Below are 21,123 nucleotides of genomic sequence, written 5' to 3'. Positions count from 1 at the left end.
GGGGCAAGGGGCGGCGTGAAGCGCTTCGGGGCAGGCGGGCCACGGCGATACCGCCGGCAGGCGCAACGGGCTATGCTGTCGTGCCATGAACATCATCGATTTCGTCTCCCCCACCACCATCGTGCTGATCGTCGCGCTGCTGCTGGCGGTGCTGGTCGCGACGCGGGGCATCCGCACCGTCCCGCAGGGCGAGGTCTGGACGGTGGAGCGCTTCGGCGCCTTCACCGGCATGCTGAACCCCGGGTTGAATTTTATCGTGCCGTTCATCGACACGATCGGACGGCGGATGAACGTGCAGGAGGTCGTGCTCGACATCCCCGAGCAGTCGGTCATCACGCGCGACAACGCCACCGTCGCGGTGGACGGCATCGTCTACTACCGCGTGATGGACCCGGCGAAGGCGGCCTATGCCGTGCAGTTCCTGGAACAGGCGCTGACCGCGTTGTCCATGACCAACATCCGCGCGGTGATCGGCGAGATGGACCTCGACCAGACGCTGTCCTCGCGCGACCGGATCAATTCGCAGCTGCTGAGCATCCTGGACGGCGCGACCGACCCCTGGGGCGTGAAGATCGCGCGCGTCGAAATCAGGAAGATCGAACCGCCCGAGAACCTGATCCGCGCCATGAACCTGCAGATGACCGCCGAGCGCGAGCGCCGCGCCACGGTCGCCAAGGCCGAGGGCGAGCGCGAGGCCGAGATCAAGCGCGCCGAGGGTGCCAAGCAGGCGCAGATCCTGGAAGCCGAGGGCCGGCTCGAGGCCGCCAAGCGCGACGCCGAGGCGCGCGAGCGCCTGGCCCAGGCCGAGAGCAACGCGACGCGCATGGTGGGTGAGGCCGCCTCCGGCGCCGGCACCGACGCGCTGCGCTACTTCATCGCCGACAAGTACGTGAAGGCGTTCGAGGTACTGGCCGGCAACACCGCGCAGAAGCTGGTGATCGTGCCGATGGAGAGCAGCGCGCTGGCCGGCGGCATCACCCAGGCGATGGAGTTGCTGCGCGGGCCCGACGGGCAGGCGCCGCCGCGTACGCCGCGCCCGCCCGCTTCCCCCGCGCCGGAGGTGCCCTCGCCATGGACCCCGCGCTGATCTGGATCCTCGCCGGGCTGGTGCTGCTCGGCGCGGAGACCATCCTGCCTGGTGTCTTCCTGCTGTGGATCGGGATCGCGGCGGTGGGCACGGGGCTCGTGCTGCTGGTCGGAAGCCCGCCCTTCTGGGTGACCACCAGCGTCTTCGTGGCGCTGCTGGCGGGCGGGATCGCGGTGGCGCTGCGGCTGCGCGCGGGGCGCCACCCGCGGCCGCGGGTGAACACGCCCGACGCCGGGCTGATCGGGCGATTCGGCGTGCTGACCGACCCGGGCAGCGCCGGGCCGCGCGTGCGGGTGGGGGATTCCGACTGGGCGGCGCGGCTGCCGCGCGACGTCGCGGACAGCCCGGCGGGCACGCGCGTGCGGGTGGAAGGCGTGGACGGCACGACGCTGGTGGTGCGGCCGGAATAGACCCGGCGCACCACGGCCCGTGGGTCACAGAATGTGACAGGCCTTGACCCGCACCCCCCGCCTGGCCACGTCATGGCCACCATGGACACGCAACGACGCCCGCCCGTCATCGACATGACCCCGGATGGGGAGTTCCGCGAACCGGCCGCGCCACGCGCCGCCGGGCCGCTCGACCGTGCGCTCGCGCGGATCGGCGCGGCCGGGATGCTGGTCGCGCTGGTCGCGGGCGGGTTGCTGCTCGCGGGGCTGGCGGTGCTCGCCATCAGCATCCTGCTGCCGGTGGCGCTGGTGGCGGGTGCGATCGGCGCCGGGTCGCTGTGGTGGCGGATGCGTCGCGCGCGGCGCGACGGCACGGCGCCGCAGCCCTTCGTCATCATCCGCCGCTGAGGCGGCGCGCGACGGCGGGTCGCCTGCCGCGCGGCCTGGCGCTATAGCCCCCCGGGTTGCGGGAGGTTGGCGCATGACGCTCTGGGTTCGCTTCGCACGGCCGGGTGGCGGTACGGGCTTCGGCACGCTGGACGCGACGGCCGGGACAATCGCCGTGCATGACGGCAAGATGTTCGGCGCCGCGGCGCCGAGCGGCGAGGCGTTGCCGCGCGATGCCGTGCAACTGCTGGCGCCCGTGGTGCCGGGCAAGTTCATTGGGCTGTGGAACAATTTTCGCGAATTGGCGACCAAGACGGGCGCGGCGATTCCCGAGACGCCGTTGTGGTTCCTCAAGGCCAACAGCAGCCTGAACCACCCCGACGGCGTCATTGCGCCGCCCGCCAGCTATACCGGCAAGGTCCTGTACGAGGGCGAACTCGGACTGGTGATCGGGCGCCGCTGCAAGGATGCCGACGAGGCCGAGGCGGCCGACGCGATCTTCGGACTGACGGCGGTGAACGACGTCACCGCGCTCGATCTGCTGCAGGCCGACCCGTCCTTTCCGCAATGGGCGCGGGCCAAGTCCTGCGATGGGTTCGGGCCAGTGGGGCCGACGATCGCGACGGGGCTCGACTGGGCGGCGCTGCGCGTGCAGGTGGCGCTGAACGGGCGGGTGCGGCAGGACTACCCGTGCAGCGACATGATCATCCCGCCCGGGCGGATCGTGAGCCTGCTGTCGCGCGAGATGACGCTGGAGGCAGGCGACGTGATCGCCTGCGGCACCTCGGTGGGCGCGCTGCCGATGCGCCCGGGGATGGTGGTCGAGGTGACGATCGCGGGGATCGGGACGCTGCGCAACGTGATGGCCGGCGGCGGCTGAGTGGCTGCCTGAACAGCGCGGCAGAGGTCCGCACCGACGGGCCGGCTGCCGATGTCAGGCTGGTGACGTCGCGCGAGGAGCGCGCCGGTGGGCGTCGCGCGAACAGCGCGCCGCTGGACGTCGCGCGAACAGCGCGCCGCTGGACGTCGCGCGAACAGCGCGCGGTGGACGTCGCGCGAACAGCGCGCCGGTGGACGTCGCGCGAACAGCGCGCCGGTGGACGTCGCGCGAACAGCGCGCCGGTGGACAATGCGCGAAAGGCTTGGCGCCGTGGCCGCAGCCGTGGCGCGGATCACTCCGCCGCGAGCGGGACGTTGCCGGCCGACAGGCCGAACACCTCAGCCAGCAGCGTGTAGGACCGCCGGCGCGCCTGGGCGTCGTGGCAATGCGTGATGACGGCGAATTCCGAGATGCCGCCATGCGCCGCGGACAGCGCCTCGAGCCGTGCCTTCACCTGTTCGGGGGTGCCGACCATGGCGGCGTCCCGCATCCGCTCCAGCCGGGCGAGTTCGAGGTCGTTGTATATGTGCGCCTCGGCTTCCTCGACGCTGGGCAGCGGCAAATAGAGGCCGCGGTCGCGCTTGAGGCGCCACAATTCGCGGGATCGGAACAGGCGTTTCGCCTCGGCTTCCGTGTCGGCCACCAGGCAATAGACGCCGAGCGCCGGGTAGGGGGCGGCGACGCGGCCGGGCATGCCGGGCTTCGCTTCGAAGGATTCACGGTACACGGCGATGGCCTGTTCGGACCCGCCACCATCGCTGAAGAAATGGGCGAAGCAGTAGGGCAGCGAAAAGTAGCCGGCGACCTGCGCGCCGTAGTCGGAAGACCCCAGGATCCACATCTGCGGCCGCGTCTCGACGGCGGGCTGGGCGATGATGGACCGGAAGGGGTGGTTCTCGGGCAGGCCATCGCCGTGCCAGCCCAGCACTTCCATCACCTGGGAGGGGAAGCGGTCGGCGGCCTGGTTGGCCTGCGGGTTCAGCGCGAAGGCGGTGCGCCCGTCCGACCCGGGCGCGCGGCCCACGCCAAGGTCGATGCGCCCCGGAGCGATGGCCTCCAGCACGCGGAACTGCTCGGCGACCTTCAGGGAGGCGTAGTGCGGCAGCATGATGCCGGCGGAGCCGACGCGGATGCGCTGCGTGGTGGCGGCGATGGCGGCCATCAGCACCTCGGGCGCGGTGCCGGCATGCGAGGCGCTGTTGTGGTGTTCGGCGCACCAGTAGCGGTTGAAGCCGAGTGCGTCGCAATGCCGGGCGAGGGCGAGGGTCTCGCGGATGGCCTCGCCGGGCGTGCGGCCGGCGGCGACGGAGGATTGGTCGAGGACGGAAAGCGCGAAGCCGGTCATGGCCCTGAGTTAAGCACAACGACCCCGCGCGGGGAGGGGGCGGATGGCGGATAGGGGTCTGCGCGGCCTGGTTGCTGGGGCAGGTCGCCGCCGCCGGGCGCGGGCACCGCAGGCGGGCGCGCGGCTTAACTTCTTTCTCTTTGTAAAGAAGACACCGTAATTATCTGGTATATTGTAGGAAATAATGCGCCGGCCGGCGATGATCCCGCTCGGCGCCGATGCCGCGAGCGGTCCCGTCAGGCGATGGCGCGTTCGCCGTGCAGGGCGATGACCTGCGGCCGATGGGCAGGCGGCGGCGCGCGGCGGCGGTCGTGCTCGCCCAGCATGGCGTCGAGGATGGCGCCGATCGGCGGTTCCTCGGAGGTCCGGATGGTGGGTTGTTCCCGGTAGAGGCCCAGCAACTGCCGGATCTCCTCCAGGCGGCGGAAGTGTATCGAACCGCGAAGCTCCGCCACGATCGTGCGTTCCTCGCTGCGGAGTGCGGCAATCAGGGATTCGTCCATTTTGTCCCCCTCGAACTGGCCCTGTGTTCATAAATTAGCGACTCTATTCACATAAAATCAACCCTTTGCCCCGTGATCCGAATTCGGGACGCATCTCACGATATTGTGGTGTAGAGGCGTGTGACTCACCAGATTTAGGTCGCGCAACAGTTGTGTCAAAAGCTCGGCCTGTCGCCAGGGGTGTCCTTCCCGCGATCCATGCTTCTTGCTTGCGACACTGTTGCCGATCGGCCACGGTTGCGTGATCGCCCCGGATCCACCGCTCGGGCGACGGGACACAGGGGGCGGCATGGACGAAACCCACTTCATGCGGCGCGCCATCGCGCTGTCGTGCGAGGGCGTGGCCGCCGGTGGCGGGCCCTTCGGCGCCGTGGTGGTGCGCGACGGGCGCATCCTGGGCGAGGGGCGCAACGCCGTGGTGCCCGCGCGTGACCCCACGGCCCATGCGGAGGTGGTCGCGATCCGCGCCGCCTGTGCCGCGGCCGGCACGCACGACCTGTCGGGCGCGGTGATCTACACGAGTTGCGAACCCTGCCCGATGTGCCTGGGTGCGATCTGGTGGGCGCGCATCGGTGCCATCGTGCATGGCAACGACCGTGCCGATGCCGCGGCGATCGGCTTCGACGATGCCGCGATCTATGACGAAGTGGCGCGCCCCGCGGCCGAGCGCGTGTTGCCCATGCGCCGGCTGCTGGCGGAGGAGGCGATCTCGGCCTTTCGCCTGTGGCAGGCGACGGCGAACAAGGTCCGCTACTGAACCCGGGGGGGTGATCCGCCGGTGCGCGGGGCGGTGATCGCGGCCGGGCGCCGCCGTCGCTCGCCCGGGCTGGCGGCAGCGCCTCAAGGCGCGTGGTGTCGCGAGGACCTTTACCCGATCGGATGATTCCCCCCTGATCGGCATCGGCGGTAACGGGCGGGAGGCGGCGATGGATGCGGCGGGCAGGAATGGCGGGCCGCCTCCCGACATGACCGGCGGGCCGCCGCCCGACATGACCGGCGGGCCGCCGCCCGACATGACCGGCGGGCCGCCGCCCGACGCACGGGTGCTGGAGGTCGCGGGCCTGGACGCGCCGGGGCGCGTGGCGGCGGTGACCGCGGCGGTGCGCCGGCAGGACCTCGCGGCAGGGCTGTGGTTCGACCCGGCACGGGGCCTGGTGGCGGTGACCTCGGCCGCGCCCGAGTCGGTGCTGCACGCCGCCCTGGCCGAGGCCGGCTGTCCGGTTCATCGGCGCCGCGGCGGGCTGGGCGGGGCGCTGCTGTTCGGTGTGTTGTTCGGCATCGCGGGCCTGGTGGGCGGCATCGTGCTGGGCTGGGTGGTCGGGCTTGGCCTCTATGCCGTGAACCCCGAATGCGCACGGCCGGGGTCCTGCACCCTGCTGGCGCCGGTCTTCGCGTTGCTGGGCGGCGTGGTGGGCGGGCCGGCGGGGCTGGTGGCGGGGTTGATGTTCGGGGGGATGCGGCGGCGGGGGTGAGAGGCGGGTGAACGGTTTGGTGGCGTGTTGAAACCGCTTGTCGGAATGCCCGAATTCATCTCAAATATAAAAATTGATGAACGAATGGATACACCGATGACGTCTCTCGCCCGCCGCCTTGGCCTCGCGGCCGTGCTGTCCGTGCTGACCGCAAGCCTGGCGCCTACGCCCGCGGCGGCGCAGGGCTGCAACACCACCGTCCGGTTCCTCAACCAGACCAACAGGACCGTGCAGCAGCTGTTCTACAACCCGTCGAGCACCAGCAACTGGGGCCCGGACCGGCTGGGTGCCAACGTGATGCGACCCGGGCAGGTCTACAGCGTGCGGTTGTCCCAGGCCGCGCCCTACGACTTCCGGTTCGTGCTGGACAATGGCTACGCGGCCGAGGCGCGGCGGGTGAATGTGTGCGCGGTCAGCGAACTGATCGCGACGCCGCAGGGGCTGCGCTACCGCTGAGGCGGCGGCGGCGGGCGCTCAATGCGCCACGCCGCCGAACACCGCGGTCAGCAGCGCGAACAGCGCCCCGCCGGCCAGGAAGCCGACCAGCGTGCCGTTGATGCGCACGTATTGCAGGTCGCGGCCCACGCGAAGTTCGATCTTGTCGGCGACGGTGCGGGCATCCCAGTTGCCGACCACGCCGGCAATGAAATCCGACAGCTGCGTCTGGGCCGAGGGCAGCAGGCGGATCAGCACGCCCTCGACCGCGGCATTCAGGCGCGCGCGGGCGGCGGCGTCCTCGGCCAGCAGGGTGCCGGCGTTGGCGAACAGGCCGGACAGCAGGGCGACGGTGCGGCCATCCTCGCGCGCGGCATCGACCGTCATGGCGGTGCGCAGGCGCGCCCAGACATCGCCCAGCCAGATCGCGACCGAGGGGTGGGAGAGTGCGTCGCGCAGTACGCGGCCGATCGCCTCGGCGCGCTCGGGGTCGGTCTCCAGGCGGTCGATTTCCTGGCGCAGCCATTCGCCGAAGGCGGCGCGCAGGTCGGAATCCTCGGGCTGGACCTTCTCCAGTTCGGCGTTGATGGCGTGCAGGATGCGGTTGGCCATGGTCGCACCCGCCAGCCAGCCGATCAGCGCGCCACCCTCGGCGCGGATGCGGCTGGCGATGGCGGTGCGCAACGCGTCCTCGCGTTCGGTCAGCATGGTCTTGATGCGCCCGACCGCCAGGGAGAAGACCTCCTGGTGGCGGCCCGACGCCACGAAGGCGCGCAGGACGCGGGCCACCAGGCGCGCACCGGCGGGGCCCGAGACGATGCGCGGCAGCAGGCGGACCATGAGGCGCTTGGCGCGCCCGTCCTCGAGGCTGGCCAGGATGCGCGGCAGGCTGCCGGCCATGGCGACGGCGGCGGGCTTCGACGCCGCCGGGTCGGCCAGGAAGCCCTGCAGGATGCGCGCGAGATCGAGCCGCCCGATCACGCGCCGCACCTCGGCTTCCGTGATGACATGCCCGGCCACGAAGCGCCCCAGCGCCCGGCCCAGCCGTTCCTTCTGGTTCGGCACGATGGCGGTATGCGGGATGGGCAGGCCGAGTGGGCGCCGGAACAGCGCCGTCACCGCGAACCAGTCAGCGAGCCCACCGACCACGCCGGCCTTCGCACTGGCCTGGAGCATGTCGGTCCAGTAGCCCGGCGGCATGGAATAGGTGCCGACCAGCAGCCCGCCCATGCCCACCAGCATGCCGGTGGCCAGCGCGCGGTGGCGGGACAGCGCGCGCCGGAGGTCGGCATCGGGGTCGGTCGCGGGGCTGCCCTGCATGGTCCGCGCAGATAGGGCCCCGCGGCGCCCTTGCCCAGTCCGGTGGGGATGTTACATCATATCGTATCATGCCCCACTTCCCCGATCCGCGCTTCAGCGATCCTTTGGCGCTGTCCTCCGGCGCCTCCGCGCGCCTGGCCCTGGCAGCGGGCGTGGGCGCGCTGCTGTGGGCAGCCGTGGCCTGGGCGATGGCGGCATGAGCGCGCGTCGCGCACCGGCCAGCCTGGTGCTGGACAACCTGACCCTGGTGCATGGGCGCCGGGCCGCGGTGCACCACGTGTCGGGTCGTTTCGCGCCGGGCAGCCTGACCGCGGTGGTCGGGCCGAACGGGGCGGGCAAGACCACGCTGCTGCGCGCCCTGGCCGGGCTGCACAAGCCCGAGAGCGGGCGGATCGCGCAGGAGGGCACGGCCCGCATCGCGCTGCTGCCGCAGCTGGCGGCGCTGGACCGGGCGTTTCCGATCGGCTGCCTGGATGTGGTGATGCAGGGGCTGTGGCCGCGCATCGGCGCTTTCCGCGGCGTGCCGGCGGGCGAACGCGACCGCGCGGCGCAGGCGCTGGCCGCTGTGGGGCTTTCGGGCTTCGAGACGCGGCCGGTGGGCTCTCTCTCGGCCGGGCAGACGCAGCGGCTGCTGTTCGCGCGGCTGCTGGTGCAGGATGCCGACATCCTGCTGCTGGACGAACCCTTCAACGCGGTGGATGCGCGCACCTCGGCCGACCTGCTGCGGCTGGTGCGGGACTGGCATGGCGAGGGGCGCACGGTGGTGGCGGTACTGCATGACCTCGACCTGGTCGCGCGGGAATTTCCGGAGACGCTGCTGATCGCGCGGGATGCGATCGCCTGGGGCGAGACGGCGCAGGCGCTGTCCGCGGCCAACCGGCTGCGCGCGCGGATGATGTCCGAGGCCTGGGCGGAAGAGGCGGAACACTGCCACCGCGCTGCGTAAGGCGCACCGGGACGCTGGCGATGAACCCGCCGACCAGAACCACGCTGCGCATCGCGCCACGCGCGATCCGGGAGCGCGCAACGCGACCGCGCCCAGACCAACCGCTGCGCCCGGCGCGACAGTGCATGGCGCGAAAGGCAAGCCGGCGGATGCCGGCGCCCGGCGCCTGAGGGCGAGATAGTGTACGACGTCGTCATTTCGCCCTTCGTCGAATTCGGCTTCCTCCGCCGCGCGCTGGTGGGGTGCCTGGCGCTGTCCGTGAGCGCGCCGGTGCTCGGCGTGTTCCTTGTGCTGCGGCGGATGTCGCTGACGGCCGATGTGCTGGCGCATGGCGCGCTGCCCGGCGTGGCGCTGGGCTTCCTGCTGGCGGGGCTGTCGGCGCCGGCGCTGTGGTTCGGCGGGCTGGTCGCGGGGCTGCTGGTGGCCGTCGGCGCCGGGGCGTTGTCGCGCGCGACGGGCGGGCGGGAGGATGCGACGCTGACGGCGCTCTACCTCGTCGCACTCGGGCTCGGTGTGGCGCTGGTGTCGATGGGGGGCAGCGCGGCCGACCTGTCGCATATCCTGTTCGGCAGCGTGCTGGGCGTGGATGACCCCGCGCTGCTGCTGATGGCGGGGGTGGCGTCGGTCACGCTGGTGGTGCTGGCCTTCGCCTGGCGTCCGCTGGTGCTGGAATGCTTCGACCCGGCCTTCGCGCAGGCGGCGGGCGCGCGCGGCGGGTTGTGGCACCTGGTGTTCCAGGGGCTGGTGGTGGTGAACGTGCTGTCCGCCTTCCAGGCCTTGGGGACGCTGATGGCGGTGGGGCTGATGATGCTGCCGGCGATCGCGTCACGGCACTGGGCGCGCGAAGTCGGCGGCATGGCCTATGCCGCGGTGGGGATCGCGCTGGCGTCGTCGGTCGCAGGCATCCTGGTGTCGTATCACCTGGATGTGCCGACCGGGCCGGCGATCGTGCTGGTGGCGGGGGCCGCCTGGGTGGTCTCGGTGCTGGCGGGGCCGGTGGATGGGCTGTTGGCGCGGGTGATGCGGCGGGGGCATCTGGCGGGGTAGGGGCGGGCCGTATCACTCCACGGCGCGCATCGCCTTGATCACGGCGATCGCCGCGATCACGACTGCGCCGAGCGCGGCCGGCACGGCGGCGATGGCATAGAGCACACGCATCGGGCCGAAGGCTGTCGCGGAGCCTGTTGCGCCATGGGCCAGGACGATCGTTATCGCGAGGCTCGCGGCCAACATCCGAAGGACCGCCCACCAGCCGACGACCACGGTCGCGAGCAGGACCAGGCGCTAGCGCAACGTGGTGCTCTGGCGTTCCGCGATCGGCGCGAGCCAGGTCCGAAGGCGCGGCAACTGCCACCAGGCGGCGATCGCGACAACAGCAACACCGAGAGCCGCTTCGAGCGCAACGGACCACATGCCAAGGTGCGTAGACAAACCGCATCGCCGCGCGCAACCACGACAAGCGCGCGGATGGTTGTCGACGGCTGGTGCGCGCCCCATCCTGCGCGCCGGAAACGCCGAAGGATGCCCCGCATGGGATCGCTGCTGTTCTCGCCGCTGACGCTGCGCGGCCTGACCATCCCCAACCGCGCCGTGGTGCCGCCGCTGTGCCAGTACTCGGCGGTCGAAGGCATGGCGAATGACTGGCACATGGTGCAGCTCGGCCGCTTCGCGGTGGGCGGCTTCGGGTTGGTGTTCTCCGAGGTCGTCTCCGTGCTGCGCGAGGGGCGGATCACCCATGGCGACCTCGGCCTGTGGAACGACGACCAGATCGCGCCGCTCAAGCGCATCACGGATTTCATCAAGGCGCAGGGCAGCGTGCCCGCCGTGCAGCTCGGCCATGCCGGGCGGAAGGGGTCGATGCAGCGGCCATGGGAGGGCAATGGCCCGCTCGGCCCCGACCAGTTCGCGAAGGGCGAGACCACCTGGGACATCGTCTCGGCCGTTGGCGCGCCGATCGGCGAGGGGTTTCTCACGCCATCCGCGCTCGATGCCGGGGGCATGGCGCGGATCCGCGACGCTTTCGCGGCCGCCGCGACGCGCGCCCACGCCGCGGGGTTCGAGGCGGTGGAGGTGCATTGCGCGCATGGCTACCTGCTGCACCAGTTCCTCTCGCCGATTTCCAACACGCGCAATGACGGCTTTGGCGGGGACCTGGCGGGGCGTATGCGCTTCCCGCTCGAGGTGATCCGCGCGGTACGCGAGGCCTGGCCGGAGGATCGCCCGGTCTTCGTGCGGATTTCGGCCGTGGACGGCACCGATGGCGGCTGGACCATCGAGGACAGCGTCGCCTTCGCGCAGGCCATGCGTCCGCTCGGCGTCGATGTGGTGGATTGCAGTTCGGGCGGCATCGGCGGGTCCGCCACGGGCAGCAAGCGCATCCCGCGCGGCTACGGCTTCCAGATCCCGTATGCGGCGCAGATCCGGCGCGGGGCGGGGTTGCAGACCATGGCGGTGGGCCTCATCATCGGCCCGTACCAGGCGGAAGCGGTGCTGGCCGATGGCGAGGCCGACCTGGTCGCGATCGGGCGGGAGGCGATGGCCAACCCGAACTGGGCGCTGATGGCGCGCGGCGTGCTGGAACCGGGTTCGACCGAGGATGTCTTCGCGCCCTGGCCGCCGCAGCATGGCTGGTGGCTCGAGAAGCGCGCGGCGGTGATGGAGGCGCTGGGCGCGCCGCCGGCATGATTCGCGTCGAGGCGCATCCGCCGCGTTGCCCCCAGCCTGACCGTAGGGTCAGGGGATGCGGCGGCATGGCGCCGTGGTGGTGGACGTCGGGGACGGCACTCGGCGGCGGATCGGCCTCGGGCACCTGGCGGCTGCACCTTCGCGGAGCGGCTGTCTCGGATTATGCTCCCGTTCAGCCTGATTGCAGGGAAGCTTGAATGAAATGCCTGACAAGAAATGGTATCCTGACTCGCTGAAGGTCGGAGCTCAGGGAACTTCTTCGACATACCGTTTTCTTGAATCAATATACAAGAAACATGACGAATTCAGCTATGCTGAATTTGGAGTATATCGCGGCGATACTGCGAGGAATGTCGCTGAGCGATTTCCGAATGCAACGTTACACCTATTTGACTATCAAGAGACCATAGATGAAGCAATCATTAAACTGAGTAAGTATCAAAATAAGATTTTTTATTATGGAAATTCGCAAAAATATCACGACTCGTATAACTGGCATCTGGGTAAAATACTAAAGAATAACCCTCATACCACAATATTTGATTACTGCTTCCTCGATGGAGCACATACTTTTTCGATCGATGCGTTGACCTATTTTCTATGTGATATGTTGCTCAAGCGGGGCGGGCACATCGATTTCGATGACTACGCATGGAGGTTGCGCGGATCCTCGCTCGACCCAAGGAAGGTGCCATCCATAGCCGAACAATACACGGACGAGCAGATCGATGCTTATCAGGTCAAGATGATTGTCGACAACATCGTTCGTCCAAGTGGAAAATACAGAGAAGTGGTCAAGAACAAAATATTCCAGAAACTATGACATAAATAAAGGCCGTGATATTCCAAATATTTTGCGACAGTCAGTCACTTATATCTTGCGCGTGCCTTGCGGATTGTCGCGACGACCGCGGATCAGATCCAATTCAACGGATCCAACGTCGTCACGGATGAGCCAGTCCATTCAATACTCCCACTCAAACGAAAGCCCGATGCGGTCGCCGCCGGCGCTGTTGCCGCCGGTCTCGGCCTCGAGCCGCACGCGCGGTGCGATATCCACCTGCACGCCCACGCGTGGCGGCCCGCCCTCGGTGCCCTGGCGCACGCCGAGATAAACGCCGTCCGCGACGTAGCGCCCGGTCTCGAGCGTGGCACCGGTGCTGCGCGTGTTCTCGCGGTTGCGGTCCTCGCCCACGCTGAGCCGGTCGAGCGCGAGGGTGCGACGGATGCGTTCCAGGATGCCGCCCGCGCTCGGCGTGTCGAGGCCGGCCGCGCCAGCCAGGACCTGTGCCAGCTGCGCGAGCTGGAACGGGCTCAGTTCATTGGCGCGGCGGTCGAACAGCAGGCGGGACAGCACCTCGTCCTGCGGCAGTTCGGGCGTCGAGGAGAATTCCAGCTTCGGGTCGTTCGCCGGGCCGGTGACGGTCACGTTGATGGTAGCTTCCCGCGCACGTGACGTGGCCAGGAAGTCGAGCGTGGGGATCAGCGTGCCGGCGTCGAACGACACTTCCCCGCGGCGGAAATCGAGCCTGCGGTCGAAGAAGGACAGCGAGCCGCGCCGCAGGTTCAGCGCGCCACTCACCGCCGGCGCGGCGATGGTACCGGCCACCGCCAGGCTGCCGCCGAATTCCGCATCGATGCCGCGGCCGCGCACGAAGACCGCGCGCGGGGCCTCGACCGTGACCTCGAGCGCGATGGGCGGCAACGTGCTGCTGCCTGGCGGGGCCGGCGGGGCGAGCGGCGGCGTGCCGGTCGGGCGGCGGCCGCGCTCGGTCACGCCGGGGAGGGTCTGCACGCCGGCGGGCAGGCGCTCGGGCACGGTGATGTCCATGCGGGTGACCTGCACGCGCCCGGACAGGCGCGCATCGGCCAGCAGCGCGCCGGCCAGGCGCAGGTCCGCGTCGAACACCGTGCTCACCAGGTCGGATCGCAGCGGGCGGGCGCGGCGCGCGGTGAGGGTGATGTCGGCGGGCAGGCCCGCCGCCGCGGGCGAGACGGTGCCGCCGATGGCGATGGTGCCGCCGCCGGCGGTGCGCGCATCGAAGCGTTCGATCACCACGCGGTCGCCCTCGCCGCGCAGCGTCGCGGTGATGTCGGTGAGGGTGACGCCCTGCGCGAGGTCCCGGAAGGAACCGTTGGCCAGCGTGGCTCGCCCGGACAGCCGCGGCGCGCCGAGCGTGCCGGTGGCTTCCGCGTTCAGCGTGGCGCGCCCGGTCACGCGCTGCGCGCCGGCGGCGAGCAGCGGGCCGGCGATCGCGGCGAGTTCGGCATTCGCGTCAAGGCGCGCGGCCAGAGCGGCATCGGCGCCGAAGCCGCCGCTGACGCGCGCGGTGCCGTTGGCGCGCAGCGCCGCACCCGCGCTGGCATCGAGCCGGATGTCGGCGCTGCGTGCGCCGGCGGTGCCTTCCACCAGCACGCGTGCGGTGGGCAGGCCGCGGAAGGCGGGGTCGGCATTGCGCAGGCCGGTCGCTTCGATCCGCAGCCGGGCGGCGGGGTCGGCGACGGAGCCGGTGATGCGCGCCTCGCCGGCGATGGAGCCCTCGACCGTCGCACCCGGCGCGGCGAGCGCGGCGAGGCCCGCAACGGGAAGGGCGGTAAGCGTGGCGCGGATGTCGGCGGTCTCGGGCCCCCATCGGCCTTCGGCGCGCAGCGTGCCGCCGCGGCTGGTGGTGATGGTCAGCGCCTCGATGGCGACGCTGCCATCCTCGGCGAGCAGGATGCGCGCGGGGGCGGCGAGGCGCAGGCTGTCGGCGCCGCGACGCAGCAGCAACTCCGGCACGGTGATGCGGCGCGCGGTGCCGCCGGGGGCAGGCCCTTCGCGTGCCTCCGGCGTGGTGCCTCCGCGCCCTTCCGGCGCGTTGCTCCCGCGCGCCTCCGGCGTGACGCTCACCCGCGTCGTCAGGCGCGCGTCGTCGGCGCGGGCTTCCAGCGTGGCATCGAACGCCTCCGGCGTGCCCTGCGCAGCCAGGCGCCCGTCCAGCGCCGTGCCGGCGATGCGCGCATCGGCCAGTTCCGCGGTGGCGTCGAAGCCCTGCGCGCCATCCCGAACATCCAGCCGCGCGCGCAGGCTGGCGCGCCCCGCCATCGGCGTGCCGGCCAGCGCGGCGAAGGGCCGCAGGTCTGGCACGTCGAGCGTCACATCGCCCGCGAAGGTCGCCGCGCGTGGGTTGACCACGCCGGTCGCATCGACCCGCGCCGGGCCGAAGGCGAAGGCCAGCCGGTCGAGGCGCAGGTTTTCGCCCTCCGGCACGCCGTGCAGGTCGAGCGTCGCGGGCAGGCCGGCATAGGTGGCGCGCAGCGTGCCCTCGGCGCGCGGGGCGCTGAACGGCGTGGCCAGGCTCAGCGACAACTCGGGTGCCTCCAGCACCTGGCCGTCGCGTTCCAGGCGTTCGCCGCGCGCGGTCAGCGCGACGGAGGGATCGGCCCGCGGGCCGGTCAGGCGCGCCTCGGCCTCCAGCCCTCCGGCCAGGCCCGGGACCAGCGGCGCGAGGTCGGCGGCGACGACGCGCAGCGTCGCGTCGAGGGTTTCGCCGACACTCCCCTCGGCCGTGACGCGCAGGGCAGCGCCGTCGATGGCCAGCGATTCGATGCGGTCGGGCAGCGCGGTGCGCAGCGCGATGCGCGGGGTCTCGCCCAGTGCCGCGGCCAGCGCGGGTGTGTCGCTGCCGAAGCCCTGCACGGCGGCGTCGAGTGCGATGCGCGGCGTGCGCATGGCGCCGCTGGCATGGACCTCGGCGGACAGCGACGCCCAGCGCGCGACAGGCGGCACCAGCGCGCCCAGCACCGCGCTGCCGCCAACGCTGGCGCGAGCAGTGATGTCGAGCGTCTCTGCGGCGAAGTCGGCGCTGCCCGCGGCGGTGACCTCGCCGGCCGGGACGCGCAGCACCAGGCGGCGCAGGGCGACGCGGCGCGCGGCGTCGATGGCGGCGTCCAGCGTGACCGTCGCCGGCATGGCGGCGGGTCGCACCTCCTCGGGCAGCAGCTGCGCGGCGGCGAGGCGAAGTTCGACCTGCGCGGCGGCGGCGCCATCGGGTGCGGCGCTGACCCGGCCCTGCGCGGTGAGCGTGATGTCCTCGCCGAGCGCGACGTCGAGGTCGAGCCGCGCGCCGGTGGCGGGGCCATCGAGCGACAGCCGCGCCCGCGCCGCGCGGTCCGGCAAGCCGAGTGCGGTGGCCAGCAGCCCGCCGGCCGGTTCGCTGGCATCGAGGCGCGCCACCAGGCGGTCGGCGCCCGGCGCGAGGTCGAGCACCAGGCGGGCTTCCGCCGGCACGTCGATGCGCCGCGCGTCGATCCGCGCGGCCAGCGCGCCGGCGTCGAGCGAGGCCGAGCCGTCCAGCGTGAGCACCGCCGCGACACCCATCACCGGCGCGCCGAGTTCGATGCGCTCGATCGCCAGCCGGTCGAGATGCACGGCCACCGGCAGCGAGGGCAGGGCGGGGATCAGCGGCGCATCGGGGTCGGGCGGTGGCGGCGGGTCGGTGGCGGGCGGCAGGCGGTGCAGCGCGACGCGGCGCGCCTGCGCGGAGGTGATGCGCAGGTCCCGGCGTAGCAGCGCCATGAGGTCGAACGCGATCGCGGCATCCTCGACCTCGAGCCAGGCGCCGGAATCGTCGGCCATGGCCAGGCGCGCGACGCCGATGCGCCCGGGCAGCGGGCCGGTCAGGCCCTCGATCGACAGGCCTTGCACGAGCACGCCGGCCTGCCGCGCGACGAAGCCGCGCCCGCCCTCGGTATTGGCCCACAGCAGCGCGCCGCCCAGCAGCAGCAGGACCAGCACGGGCAGACCGACCAGCAGTGCGACCGCAACGCGCAGGATGCGACGCGTCCAGGGCATGGCCAGCCGCCACGACCGCCGCAGCGCCGCGAGCACGGCTTGCAGCGCGCGGCGCATCAGAAGGCCTGCCCGATGCCGACATACAGCCCATAGGCCGGGTCGCCGCGCTGCGGGTTCAGCGGCACGCCGATATCGACGCGGATCGGCCCGATGGCCGTGAGGTAGCGCAGCCCCGCGCCGGCGCCGACGCGAAAGCCGCCGGTGCCGGGCACCGCATCCTCGCCCACCGCGCCGGCATCCACGAACACCACCGCACCCCAGGGCCCGCTGATGCGCTGGCGCCATTCGATCGAGGCCTCCAGCAGGCTCGCCCCGCCCAGCGGCTTGTTGCCGGCGTCGCGCGGCCCGATCGACTGGAACACGTAGCCGCGCACCGAACCGCCACCGCCGGCATAGAAGCGCTTGTCGAGCGTGATCTCGTCGCGCGTCGCGCCCACCGCCGCGCCGACCACGCCGCGCAGCGCCAGCACGCCGCGCTGGTTCCCGGTCACGTCCCAATAGGTGCTGCCGACCGCGAGCAGCCGCGTGTAGGTCACGCGGTTGTCGAAGGACCACCAGGGCGTCGCCGTCACGCTGAGCCGCGCGCCGGAGGTGGGGTCGAGCAGGCTGGTCGTGCCGTCCCAGCGCGCGCCCATCACGAACCCGAACAGGGTGAAGGGCACGAGATCCCCGTAGCGGCCGATCCGCCCCGTTTCGAATTGCGGGCCGGCCTGCAGGGCGGTGCGTTCGGACAGCCGGCGTTCCGCGAGCGCCGAGGCGACGATGGCGTCCCGGTCATAGGCGTCGAGCAATTCGCGCACCGCGCCGGCGCGGGCCGTCAGGCGGATGTCGCGGCGGAACATCTCGGGCAGCGTAAGGGTGGCGAAGGCGCGGTAGGTGGCGTTGGAGAAGTCGCCCTCGGCCAGGCGCGCGACCTCGCCATCCAGGCGCAGGCGTTCGGCGCCGCCGAACAGGTTGCGGTGTTCCCAGAACAGGCTGACGCCGGCGCCGTAGTTGGTCTCGTAGGACAAGGTGCCGCCAAAGGCGCGCAACGGGCGTTCGACGACGCGGAAGGTGACCGGCAGGCGGTCGCCCGGTGAGAGGGACATCGCGGCTTCGATCCGCACGCTTTCGAACACGCCGAGGCCGACCAGGGCGCGCCGCGCGCGTTCCAGCGCGGCGGGGGAATAGGCCTGCCCTTCGATCTGCCGCGCGGCGGTGCGCTCCAGCAGGCCGGTGTTGGTGCGCACCTGGCCGGTCACCTCGGGTGCGGCGAAGGTGGCGCGCGGGCCGGCGGCGACCTGCCAGGTCACGTCCATGGTGCGGCGGTCGTGGTCGACGATGGTCTCGCGCCCCGCCACCGCGGCCAGCGGATGGCCGGCACGGCGCAGCGCGTCGCGCATCGTCGATTCGGCCGACAACACCGCCTCGGGCCGCGCCGGGTCGCCGGCGGACAGGCCCGATTCGGCCGCCGCCGCGCGCACCGGGGCAGGGTCGGCGCCGGCGGCGGGCTGCACGGTGACGGTGCCGATCCGGTAGGGCTCGCGCGGGACCAGGCGGAACACGACCACGGCGGGGGAATCGGGTGTGGCCGCCTGCAGGCGGGCAGGCAGGCCGGGGTCGTCGAGCGGCAGTCCGTCGATGGTGGCCAGTACCTCCCCGCCCCAATAGGCCTGGGCGCGCAGCACGTCCTGCAGCCGCGGGATGTCGGCGCGCACGCGCCCGATCAGGCCAAAGGCGTCGGTGGGGGCGCGTTCGCGCAGCGTGAGGGTCTGCGCGACCCCCGCGGCCAGCGCCTGCAGCCCTGCTTCGTCCGGGGCCACGACCTCGGCGCGGTAGGGGATGCCGGCGGGTTCGGGCGGGTCCTGCGCCGCGGCCGGCCGGGCCAGGGCCAACAGCACGGCCAGCAACACCGTCGCGCCAAGGGCGATGGTGCGGCGCGGCGGGGCGGGATAGGCTTGGCTGGTCATGCACACAGATCTCGCCGCGACCCTTACATCCTGGCGCCGCCATCTGCACGCCAACCCGGGCCTGACCCTTCACGAAGGCGAGACGGCGGCCTTCGTGGCCGCCCGCCTGCGGGAGATGGGCATCACCGACATCGCCGAGAACGTCGGTGGCCACGGGGTGGTTGCCACGATCAGTCGCGGCGGGGGGAATCGCGCCGTCGGGCTGCGCGGGGACATGGATGCGCTGCCCATCCAGGAGCAGACCGACGACCTGCCCTGGAAATCCACCGTGCCCGGCGTGATGCATGCCTGCGGGCATGACGGGCACACCACCGCGCTGCTGGGCGCGGCGAAGCTGCTGCTGGATGATCCGAACTGGACCGGCACGGTGCGGCTGGTGTTCCAGCCGGCGGAGGAAGGCGGCGGCGGCGCGCGCAGCATGATCGCCGACGGGCTGTTCAGCCGATTCCCGATGGAGCGCATCTTCGGCTGGCACAATTGGCCAGGGCTGCCGGTCGGCACCATCGCGGTGCATGACCGTGCCGTGATGGCAGCCGGCGCGCGGTTCGAGATCGTGTTCGACGGCCATGCGGGCCACGCCGCGCTGCCGCACCTCACGCGCGACCCGATGGTGGCGGCCGGGCACGCCATCGTCGCGGTGCAGTCGATCGTGGCGCGCAACCTGGATCCGCTGAATGGCGGGGTGGTGAGCGTGACCGTGGTCGAGGGCGGCGAGGCGCAGAACCAGATCACCGCGCGCGTCACGCTGAAGGGCACCGCGCGCTGGCTGCGCGACGAGGACCAGGTGGTGATCGAATCCGGCCTGCGGCGCATTGCCGACGGCATCGCGGCGACCTTCGATGTCGCGGCGTCCTTTTCCTTCCGCGCGGGCGTGGGCGTCACGGCGAATACGTCGGCGGAACGCGACCTGGCGGCGGCGGCGGCGGCGGCGGTGAGCGAGTGCCGCCGCGACATGCCGCCCGCCATGACCGGCGAGGACTACGCCTGGTTCCTGCGCGAGGTCCCCGGGGCCTTCGTCTGGATCGGCAACGGGCCCGCCGAGGGCGGGCGCGAACTGCACAACCCGCGCTATGACTTCAATGACGATGTGCTGCCGGTGGCCTCGGGCTTCCTGGCGGAAGTGGCGAAGCGGGCGCTGGCGGGGTCGTAGCGCGCGGCGGGCCGGGCGGCCCGCCGCGCGCCGCCGCGCTACAGGATGAGGTGCGCGAAGCCGCCATCCATGCGCAGCTCGATCAGGCCGTTGAGCTGCACCTCCAGGTCCGCGACCGCGTCCCCGTTGAGGTCGGCCTGCACGAAGGTGTTGGTGTCGTCCTGGAAGAAGCGCAGTTCGCCGCCCCGGCCGTTGCCGCTGAACTCGGCGCGGCCGATGAAGCCGAAGGCCTGGTCATCCTGCTGGGCGGCGTTCGCGTCGATCGCCGAAAAGTCCAGCCGGTCCCCGACATAGCCGGTGACGGGCACCACCTGGCCGATCTCGAAGTCGGTCACCACGTCGCGCGTCGCCGCACGTGGGAAGCTGTCGGCCACCGCGGGATCGGCGCTGACGACCGACCAGCGGAAGATGTCGTTGCCGGCGCCGCCGGTCAGCACGTCGCGCCCGCCACCGCCGTCGATCACGTCGTTGTCGTTTCCGCCGGCCAGGCTGTCGCGGCCCAGGCCGCCGCGCAGCGTGTCGGCGCCGTCGCCGCCCAGCAGCGTGTCGTCGCCCGCACCGCCGACCAGCGTGTCGGCGTCGCGGCCGCCATCCAGGCTGTCGTTCCCGTCGCCGCCGTCGAGCGTGTCCCTGCCGACGCCGCCCAGCATCGTGTCGTTGCCGCCGCGGCCGAACATGCGGTCGGCGCCGCCCAACCGGTCGGTCGCCTCGTCGCCCACCATGAGGTTGGCGCCGTCGCTGCCGGTGAGCCTGTCGTTGCCCGTCCCCCCGCGCAGCGTGTCGGCGGTGGTGCCTTCGCCGCCATGCAGCGTGTCGTCGCCGAAGCCGCCGCGCAGGATGTCGGTGCCGCCGCCGCCCGAGATGGAATCATGGCCGTCGCCGCCCAGCAGCCCGTCGTTGAAGGCGGAGCCGGTGATATTCAGCCGCTCGATGTCCATGGCGATCGCCATGTCGTTGGTGCCGCGCAGCATGTCGATGCCATCGAAGGTGGCGCGCAGGAAGGTCGTGCCGCTGGTGGCGTTGGCCAGACTGATCTCGGCGTAGTCGGCATCGGCGCCGCCGAACAGGCTGTCGCCCGCGGCGGTGTCGCCGTGCAGGCCGCTGAACAGGCTGTCGATGCCGGCCCCGCCATCGAGGATGTCGATGCCGCCGTCGGAGGTGTCCTGCGCGGAGCTTCCGCCCGCGTAGAGCCTGTCGTTGCCGACGCCGCCGAACAGGTCGTCGTCGCCGCTGCCGCCGACCAGCGTGTCCCGCCCGTCATCGCCGGACAGGCGGTCGTTGCCGCCGCCGCCGATCAGCCTGTCGTCGTCGTTGCCGCCGCTCAGCGTGTCGTCCTCGGTGCCGCCGTCGAGCCGGTCGACCCCGTCGCCGCCCAGCAGGCTGTCGCGGCCGGTGGCGCCGATGATGGTGTCGTTGCCGCCGAAGCCGTGGATGGTGTCGTGGCCGGGGCCGGCGAGGATTTCCTCGGCGTCCTGCTGGGTCGGCAGGAAGAACGACGTCCGCGCGAGGTCGTAGTCCTCCGTCGTCCATCGGTCGCTGCCACTGCCGAGCACATGCGTGACCGCCATGTCCGTGTCTCCCTTGCTGCTGCCGCAGCCTGTCCGCGGCAGGGAGAACGCTAGGCGCGCGCGCGCTGCGGGCTTGTTCCCTGGGGAACAGGGCGCGGGGGGCGGTGCGTCGCGCGGCGCCGGGTCGCGGCCGCTGCCTCCCGAGCGGGCGATGCGCGGTGTAGTCTTGCTGC

At 71.8% G+C, this 21,123-nt stretch carries 20 protein-coding genes; 13 read left to right on the top strand and 7 right to left on the bottom strand.

Features of this window, described 5'->3' with window-relative positions:
- The first annotated feature begins 85 nt into the window (after positions 1-85).
- The 4 genes from MWM08_RS13830 (at position 86) to MWM08_RS13815 (ending at position 2,743) form a co-directional block, all read left to right on the top strand.
- A complete protein-coding gene (locus MWM08_RS13830) occupies positions 86-1,087 on the top strand; it encodes an SPFH domain-containing protein (protein WP_244407018.1) in 1,002 nt (333 codons plus the stop codon).
- Positions 1,072-1,497, top strand: coding sequence for an NfeD family protein (locus MWM08_RS13825; RefSeq protein ID WP_244407017.1), 426 nt, complete (start codon positions 1,072-1,074; stop codon positions 1,495-1,497). The genes MWM08_RS13830 and MWM08_RS13825 overlap by 16 nt, the downstream gene beginning before the upstream one ends.
- An 81-nt stretch (positions 1,498-1,578) precedes the next feature.
- Entirely contained in the window at positions 1,579-1,884 is a 306-nt protein-coding gene (locus MWM08_RS13820; protein WP_244407016.1) for a hypothetical protein, read from the top strand.
- Between the two features lie 73 nt (positions 1,885-1,957).
- Entirely contained in the window at positions 1,958-2,743 is a 786-nt protein-coding gene (locus MWM08_RS13815; RefSeq protein WP_244407015.1) for a fumarylacetoacetate hydrolase family protein, read from the top strand.
- A 292-nt stretch (positions 2,744-3,035) separates the two neighbouring features.
- Here MWM08_RS13815 and MWM08_RS13810 read toward each other — a convergent pair whose 3' ends face one another.
- Both MWM08_RS13810 and MWM08_RS13805 read right to left on the bottom strand, forming a co-directional pair.
- Entirely contained in the window at positions 3,036-4,088 is a 1,053-nt protein-coding gene (locus tag MWM08_RS13810; protein WP_244407014.1) for an LLM class flavin-dependent oxidoreductase, read from the bottom strand.
- Positions 4,089-4,324: 236 nt separating this feature from the next.
- A complete protein-coding gene (locus MWM08_RS13805) occupies positions 4,325-4,591 on the bottom strand; it encodes a hypothetical protein (RefSeq protein WP_244407013.1) in 267 nt (88 codons plus the stop codon).
- 289 nt (positions 4,592-4,880) lie between these two features.
- On the opposite strand from MWM08_RS13805, the gene MWM08_RS13800 reads away from it, so the two are divergent.
- From MWM08_RS13800 to MWM08_RS13790, 3 genes are all read left to right on the top strand, one after another.
- Positions 4,881-5,348 (top strand): nucleoside deaminase, encoded by a 468-nt coding sequence (locus tag MWM08_RS13800; protein ID WP_244407012.1) that lies wholly within the window; start codon positions 4,881-4,883, stop codon positions 5,346-5,348.
- 169 nt (positions 5,349-5,517) lie between these two features.
- Entirely contained in the window at positions 5,518-6,063 is a 546-nt protein-coding gene (locus tag MWM08_RS13795; protein WP_244407011.1) for a hypothetical protein, read from the top strand.
- A gap of 96 nt (positions 6,064-6,159) precedes the next feature.
- Positions 6,160-6,519 (top strand): hypothetical protein, encoded by a 360-nt coding sequence (locus tag MWM08_RS13790; RefSeq protein WP_244407010.1) that lies wholly within the window; start codon positions 6,160-6,162, stop codon positions 6,517-6,519.
- Positions 6,520-6,537: 18 nt separating this feature from the next.
- Here MWM08_RS13790 and MWM08_RS13785 read toward each other — a convergent pair whose 3' ends face one another.
- A complete protein-coding gene (locus tag MWM08_RS13785; RefSeq protein WP_244407009.1) occupies positions 6,538-7,818 on the bottom strand; it encodes a DUF445 domain-containing protein in 1,281 nt (426 codons plus the stop codon).
- Between the two features lie 68 nt (positions 7,819-7,886).
- Here MWM08_RS13785 and MWM08_RS26310 point away from each other — a divergent pair, with 68 nt between their 5' ends.
- The 3 genes from MWM08_RS26310 to MWM08_RS13775 all read left to right on the top strand — a co-directional run bounded on the left by MWM08_RS26310 (position 7,887) and on the right by MWM08_RS13775 (position 9,811).
- Positions 7,887-8,018, top strand: a complete 132-nt coding sequence (locus tag MWM08_RS26310) for a hypothetical protein (RefSeq protein ID WP_255751342.1) — start codon at positions 7,887-7,889, stop codon at positions 8,016-8,018.
- Positions 8,015-8,764 (top strand): metal ABC transporter ATP-binding protein, encoded by a 750-nt coding sequence (locus MWM08_RS13780; protein ID WP_244407008.1) that lies wholly within the window; start codon positions 8,015-8,017, stop codon positions 8,762-8,764. Before MWM08_RS26310 ends, MWM08_RS13780 begins: the two co-directional genes overlap by 4 nt.
- Positions 8,765-8,944: 180 nt before the next feature.
- Entirely contained in the window at positions 8,945-9,811 is an 867-nt protein-coding gene (locus tag MWM08_RS13775) for a metal ABC transporter permease (RefSeq protein ID WP_423815974.1), read from the top strand.
- 12 nt (positions 9,812-9,823) lie between these two features.
- On the opposite strand, the gene MWM08_RS13770 is transcribed toward MWM08_RS13775, so the two are convergent.
- Entirely contained in the window at positions 9,824-10,027 is a 204-nt protein-coding gene (locus MWM08_RS13770; RefSeq protein ID WP_244407007.1) for a hypothetical protein, read from the bottom strand.
- 267 nt (positions 10,028-10,294) lie between these two features.
- On the opposite strand from MWM08_RS13770, the gene MWM08_RS13765 reads away from it, so the two are divergent.
- Together MWM08_RS13765 and MWM08_RS13760 are read left to right on the top strand one after the other, a co-directional pair.
- Positions 10,295-11,449: an NADH:flavin oxidoreductase/NADH oxidase gene (locus MWM08_RS13765; protein WP_244407006.1), complete on the top strand. Its 1,155-nt coding sequence runs from the start codon at positions 10,295-10,297 to the stop codon at positions 11,447-11,449.
- Between the two features lie 202 nt (positions 11,450-11,651).
- Complete coding sequence (locus MWM08_RS13760; protein ID WP_244407005.1) at positions 11,652-12,272, top strand: class I SAM-dependent methyltransferase; 621 nt, start codon at positions 11,652-11,654, stop codon at positions 12,270-12,272.
- Between the two features lie 141 nt (positions 12,273-12,413).
- On the opposite strand, the gene MWM08_RS13755 is transcribed toward MWM08_RS13760, so the two are convergent.
- A complete protein-coding gene (locus MWM08_RS13755; protein WP_244407004.1) occupies positions 12,414-16,340 on the bottom strand; it encodes a translocation/assembly module TamB domain-containing protein in 3,927 nt (1,308 codons plus the stop codon).
- Positions 16,340-18,232: an autotransporter assembly complex protein TamA gene (locus MWM08_RS13750; protein ID WP_244407003.1), complete on the bottom strand. Its 1,893-nt coding sequence runs from the start codon at positions 18,230-18,232 to the stop codon at positions 16,340-16,342. Before MWM08_RS13750 ends, MWM08_RS13755 begins: the two co-directional genes overlap by 1 nt.
- On the opposite strand from MWM08_RS13750, the gene MWM08_RS13745 reads away from it, so the two are divergent.
- A complete protein-coding gene (locus tag MWM08_RS13745; RefSeq protein ID WP_244407002.1) occupies positions 18,231-19,382 on the top strand; it encodes an amidohydrolase in 1,152 nt (383 codons plus the stop codon). The genes MWM08_RS13750 and MWM08_RS13745 overlap by 2 nt on opposite strands.
- Positions 19,383-19,420: 38 nt before the next feature.
- Here MWM08_RS13745 and MWM08_RS13740 read toward each other — a convergent pair whose 3' ends face one another.
- Positions 19,421-20,950 carry a calcium-binding protein gene (locus MWM08_RS13740; RefSeq protein ID WP_244407001.1) on the bottom strand — a complete coding sequence of 510 codons (1,530 nt, stop codon included), beginning with the start codon at positions 20,948-20,950 and terminating at the stop codon, positions 19,421-19,423.
- Positions 20,951-21,123: the final 173 nt, after the last annotated feature.

Origin of the sequence: Roseomonas fluvialis (assembly GCF_022846615.1) — a bacterium.
In the GTDB taxonomy this organism is placed as follows: Bacteria; Pseudomonadota; Alphaproteobacteria; order Acetobacterales; family Acetobacteraceae; genus Neoroseomonas; species Neoroseomonas fluvialis.
This window is presented reverse-complemented; position numbering and strand designations above follow the sequence as displayed.

Coding starts and splice junctions, on each gene's coding strand:
- MWM08_RS13765 (WP_244407006.1), top strand. CDS start 10,295: ATGGGATCGCTGCTGTTCTCGCCGCTGACGCTGCGCGGCCTGACCATC.
- MWM08_RS13790 (WP_244407010.1), top strand. CDS start 6,160: ATGACGTCTCTCGCCCGCCGCCTTGGCCTCGCGGCCGTGCTGTCCGTG.
- MWM08_RS13745 (WP_244407002.1), top strand. CDS start 18,231: ATGCACACAGATCTCGCCGCGACCCTTACATCCTGGCGCCGCCATCTG.
- MWM08_RS13800 (WP_244407012.1), top strand. CDS start 4,881: ATGGACGAAACCCACTTCATGCGGCGCGCCATCGCGCTGTCGTGCGAG.
- MWM08_RS13755 (WP_244407004.1), bottom strand. CDS start 16,340: ATGCGCCGCGCGCTGCAAGCCGTGCTCGCGGCGCTGCGGCGGTCGTGG.
- MWM08_RS13740 (WP_244407001.1), bottom strand. CDS start 20,950: ATGGCGGTCACGCATGTGCTCGGCAGTGGCAGCGACCGATGGACGACG.
- MWM08_RS13810 (WP_244407014.1), bottom strand. CDS start 4,088: ATGACCGGCTTCGCGCTTTCCGTCCTCGACCAATCCTCCGTCGCCGCC.
- MWM08_RS13760 (WP_244407005.1), top strand. CDS start 11,652: ATGCCTGACAAGAAATGGTATCCTGACTCGCTGAAGGTCGGAGCTCAG.
- MWM08_RS13785 (WP_244407009.1), bottom strand. CDS start 7,818: ATGCAGGGCAGCCCCGCGACCGACCCCGATGCCGACCTCCGGCGCGCG.
- MWM08_RS13815 (WP_244407015.1), top strand. CDS start 1,958: ATGACGCTCTGGGTTCGCTTCGCACGGCCGGGTGGCGGTACGGGCTTC.
- MWM08_RS13825 (WP_244407017.1), top strand. CDS start 1,072: ATGGACCCCGCGCTGATCTGGATCCTCGCCGGGCTGGTGCTGCTCGGC.
- MWM08_RS26310 (WP_255751342.1), top strand. CDS start 7,887: ATGCCCCACTTCCCCGATCCGCGCTTCAGCGATCCTTTGGCGCTGTCC.
- MWM08_RS13830 (WP_244407018.1), top strand. CDS start 86: ATGAACATCATCGATTTCGTCTCCCCCACCACCATCGTGCTGATCGTC.
- MWM08_RS13820 (WP_244407016.1), top strand. CDS start 1,579: ATGGACACGCAACGACGCCCGCCCGTCATCGACATGACCCCGGATGGG.
- MWM08_RS13780 (WP_244407008.1), top strand. CDS start 8,015: ATGAGCGCGCGTCGCGCACCGGCCAGCCTGGTGCTGGACAACCTGACC.
- MWM08_RS13750 (WP_244407003.1), bottom strand. CDS start 18,232: ATGACCAGCCAAGCCTATCCCGCCCCGCCGCGCCGCACCATCGCCCTT.
- MWM08_RS13805 (WP_244407013.1), bottom strand. CDS start 4,591: ATGGACGAATCCCTGATTGCCGCACTCCGCAGCGAGGAACGCACGATC.
- MWM08_RS13795 (WP_244407011.1), top strand. CDS start 5,518: ATGGATGCGGCGGGCAGGAATGGCGGGCCGCCTCCCGACATGACCGGC.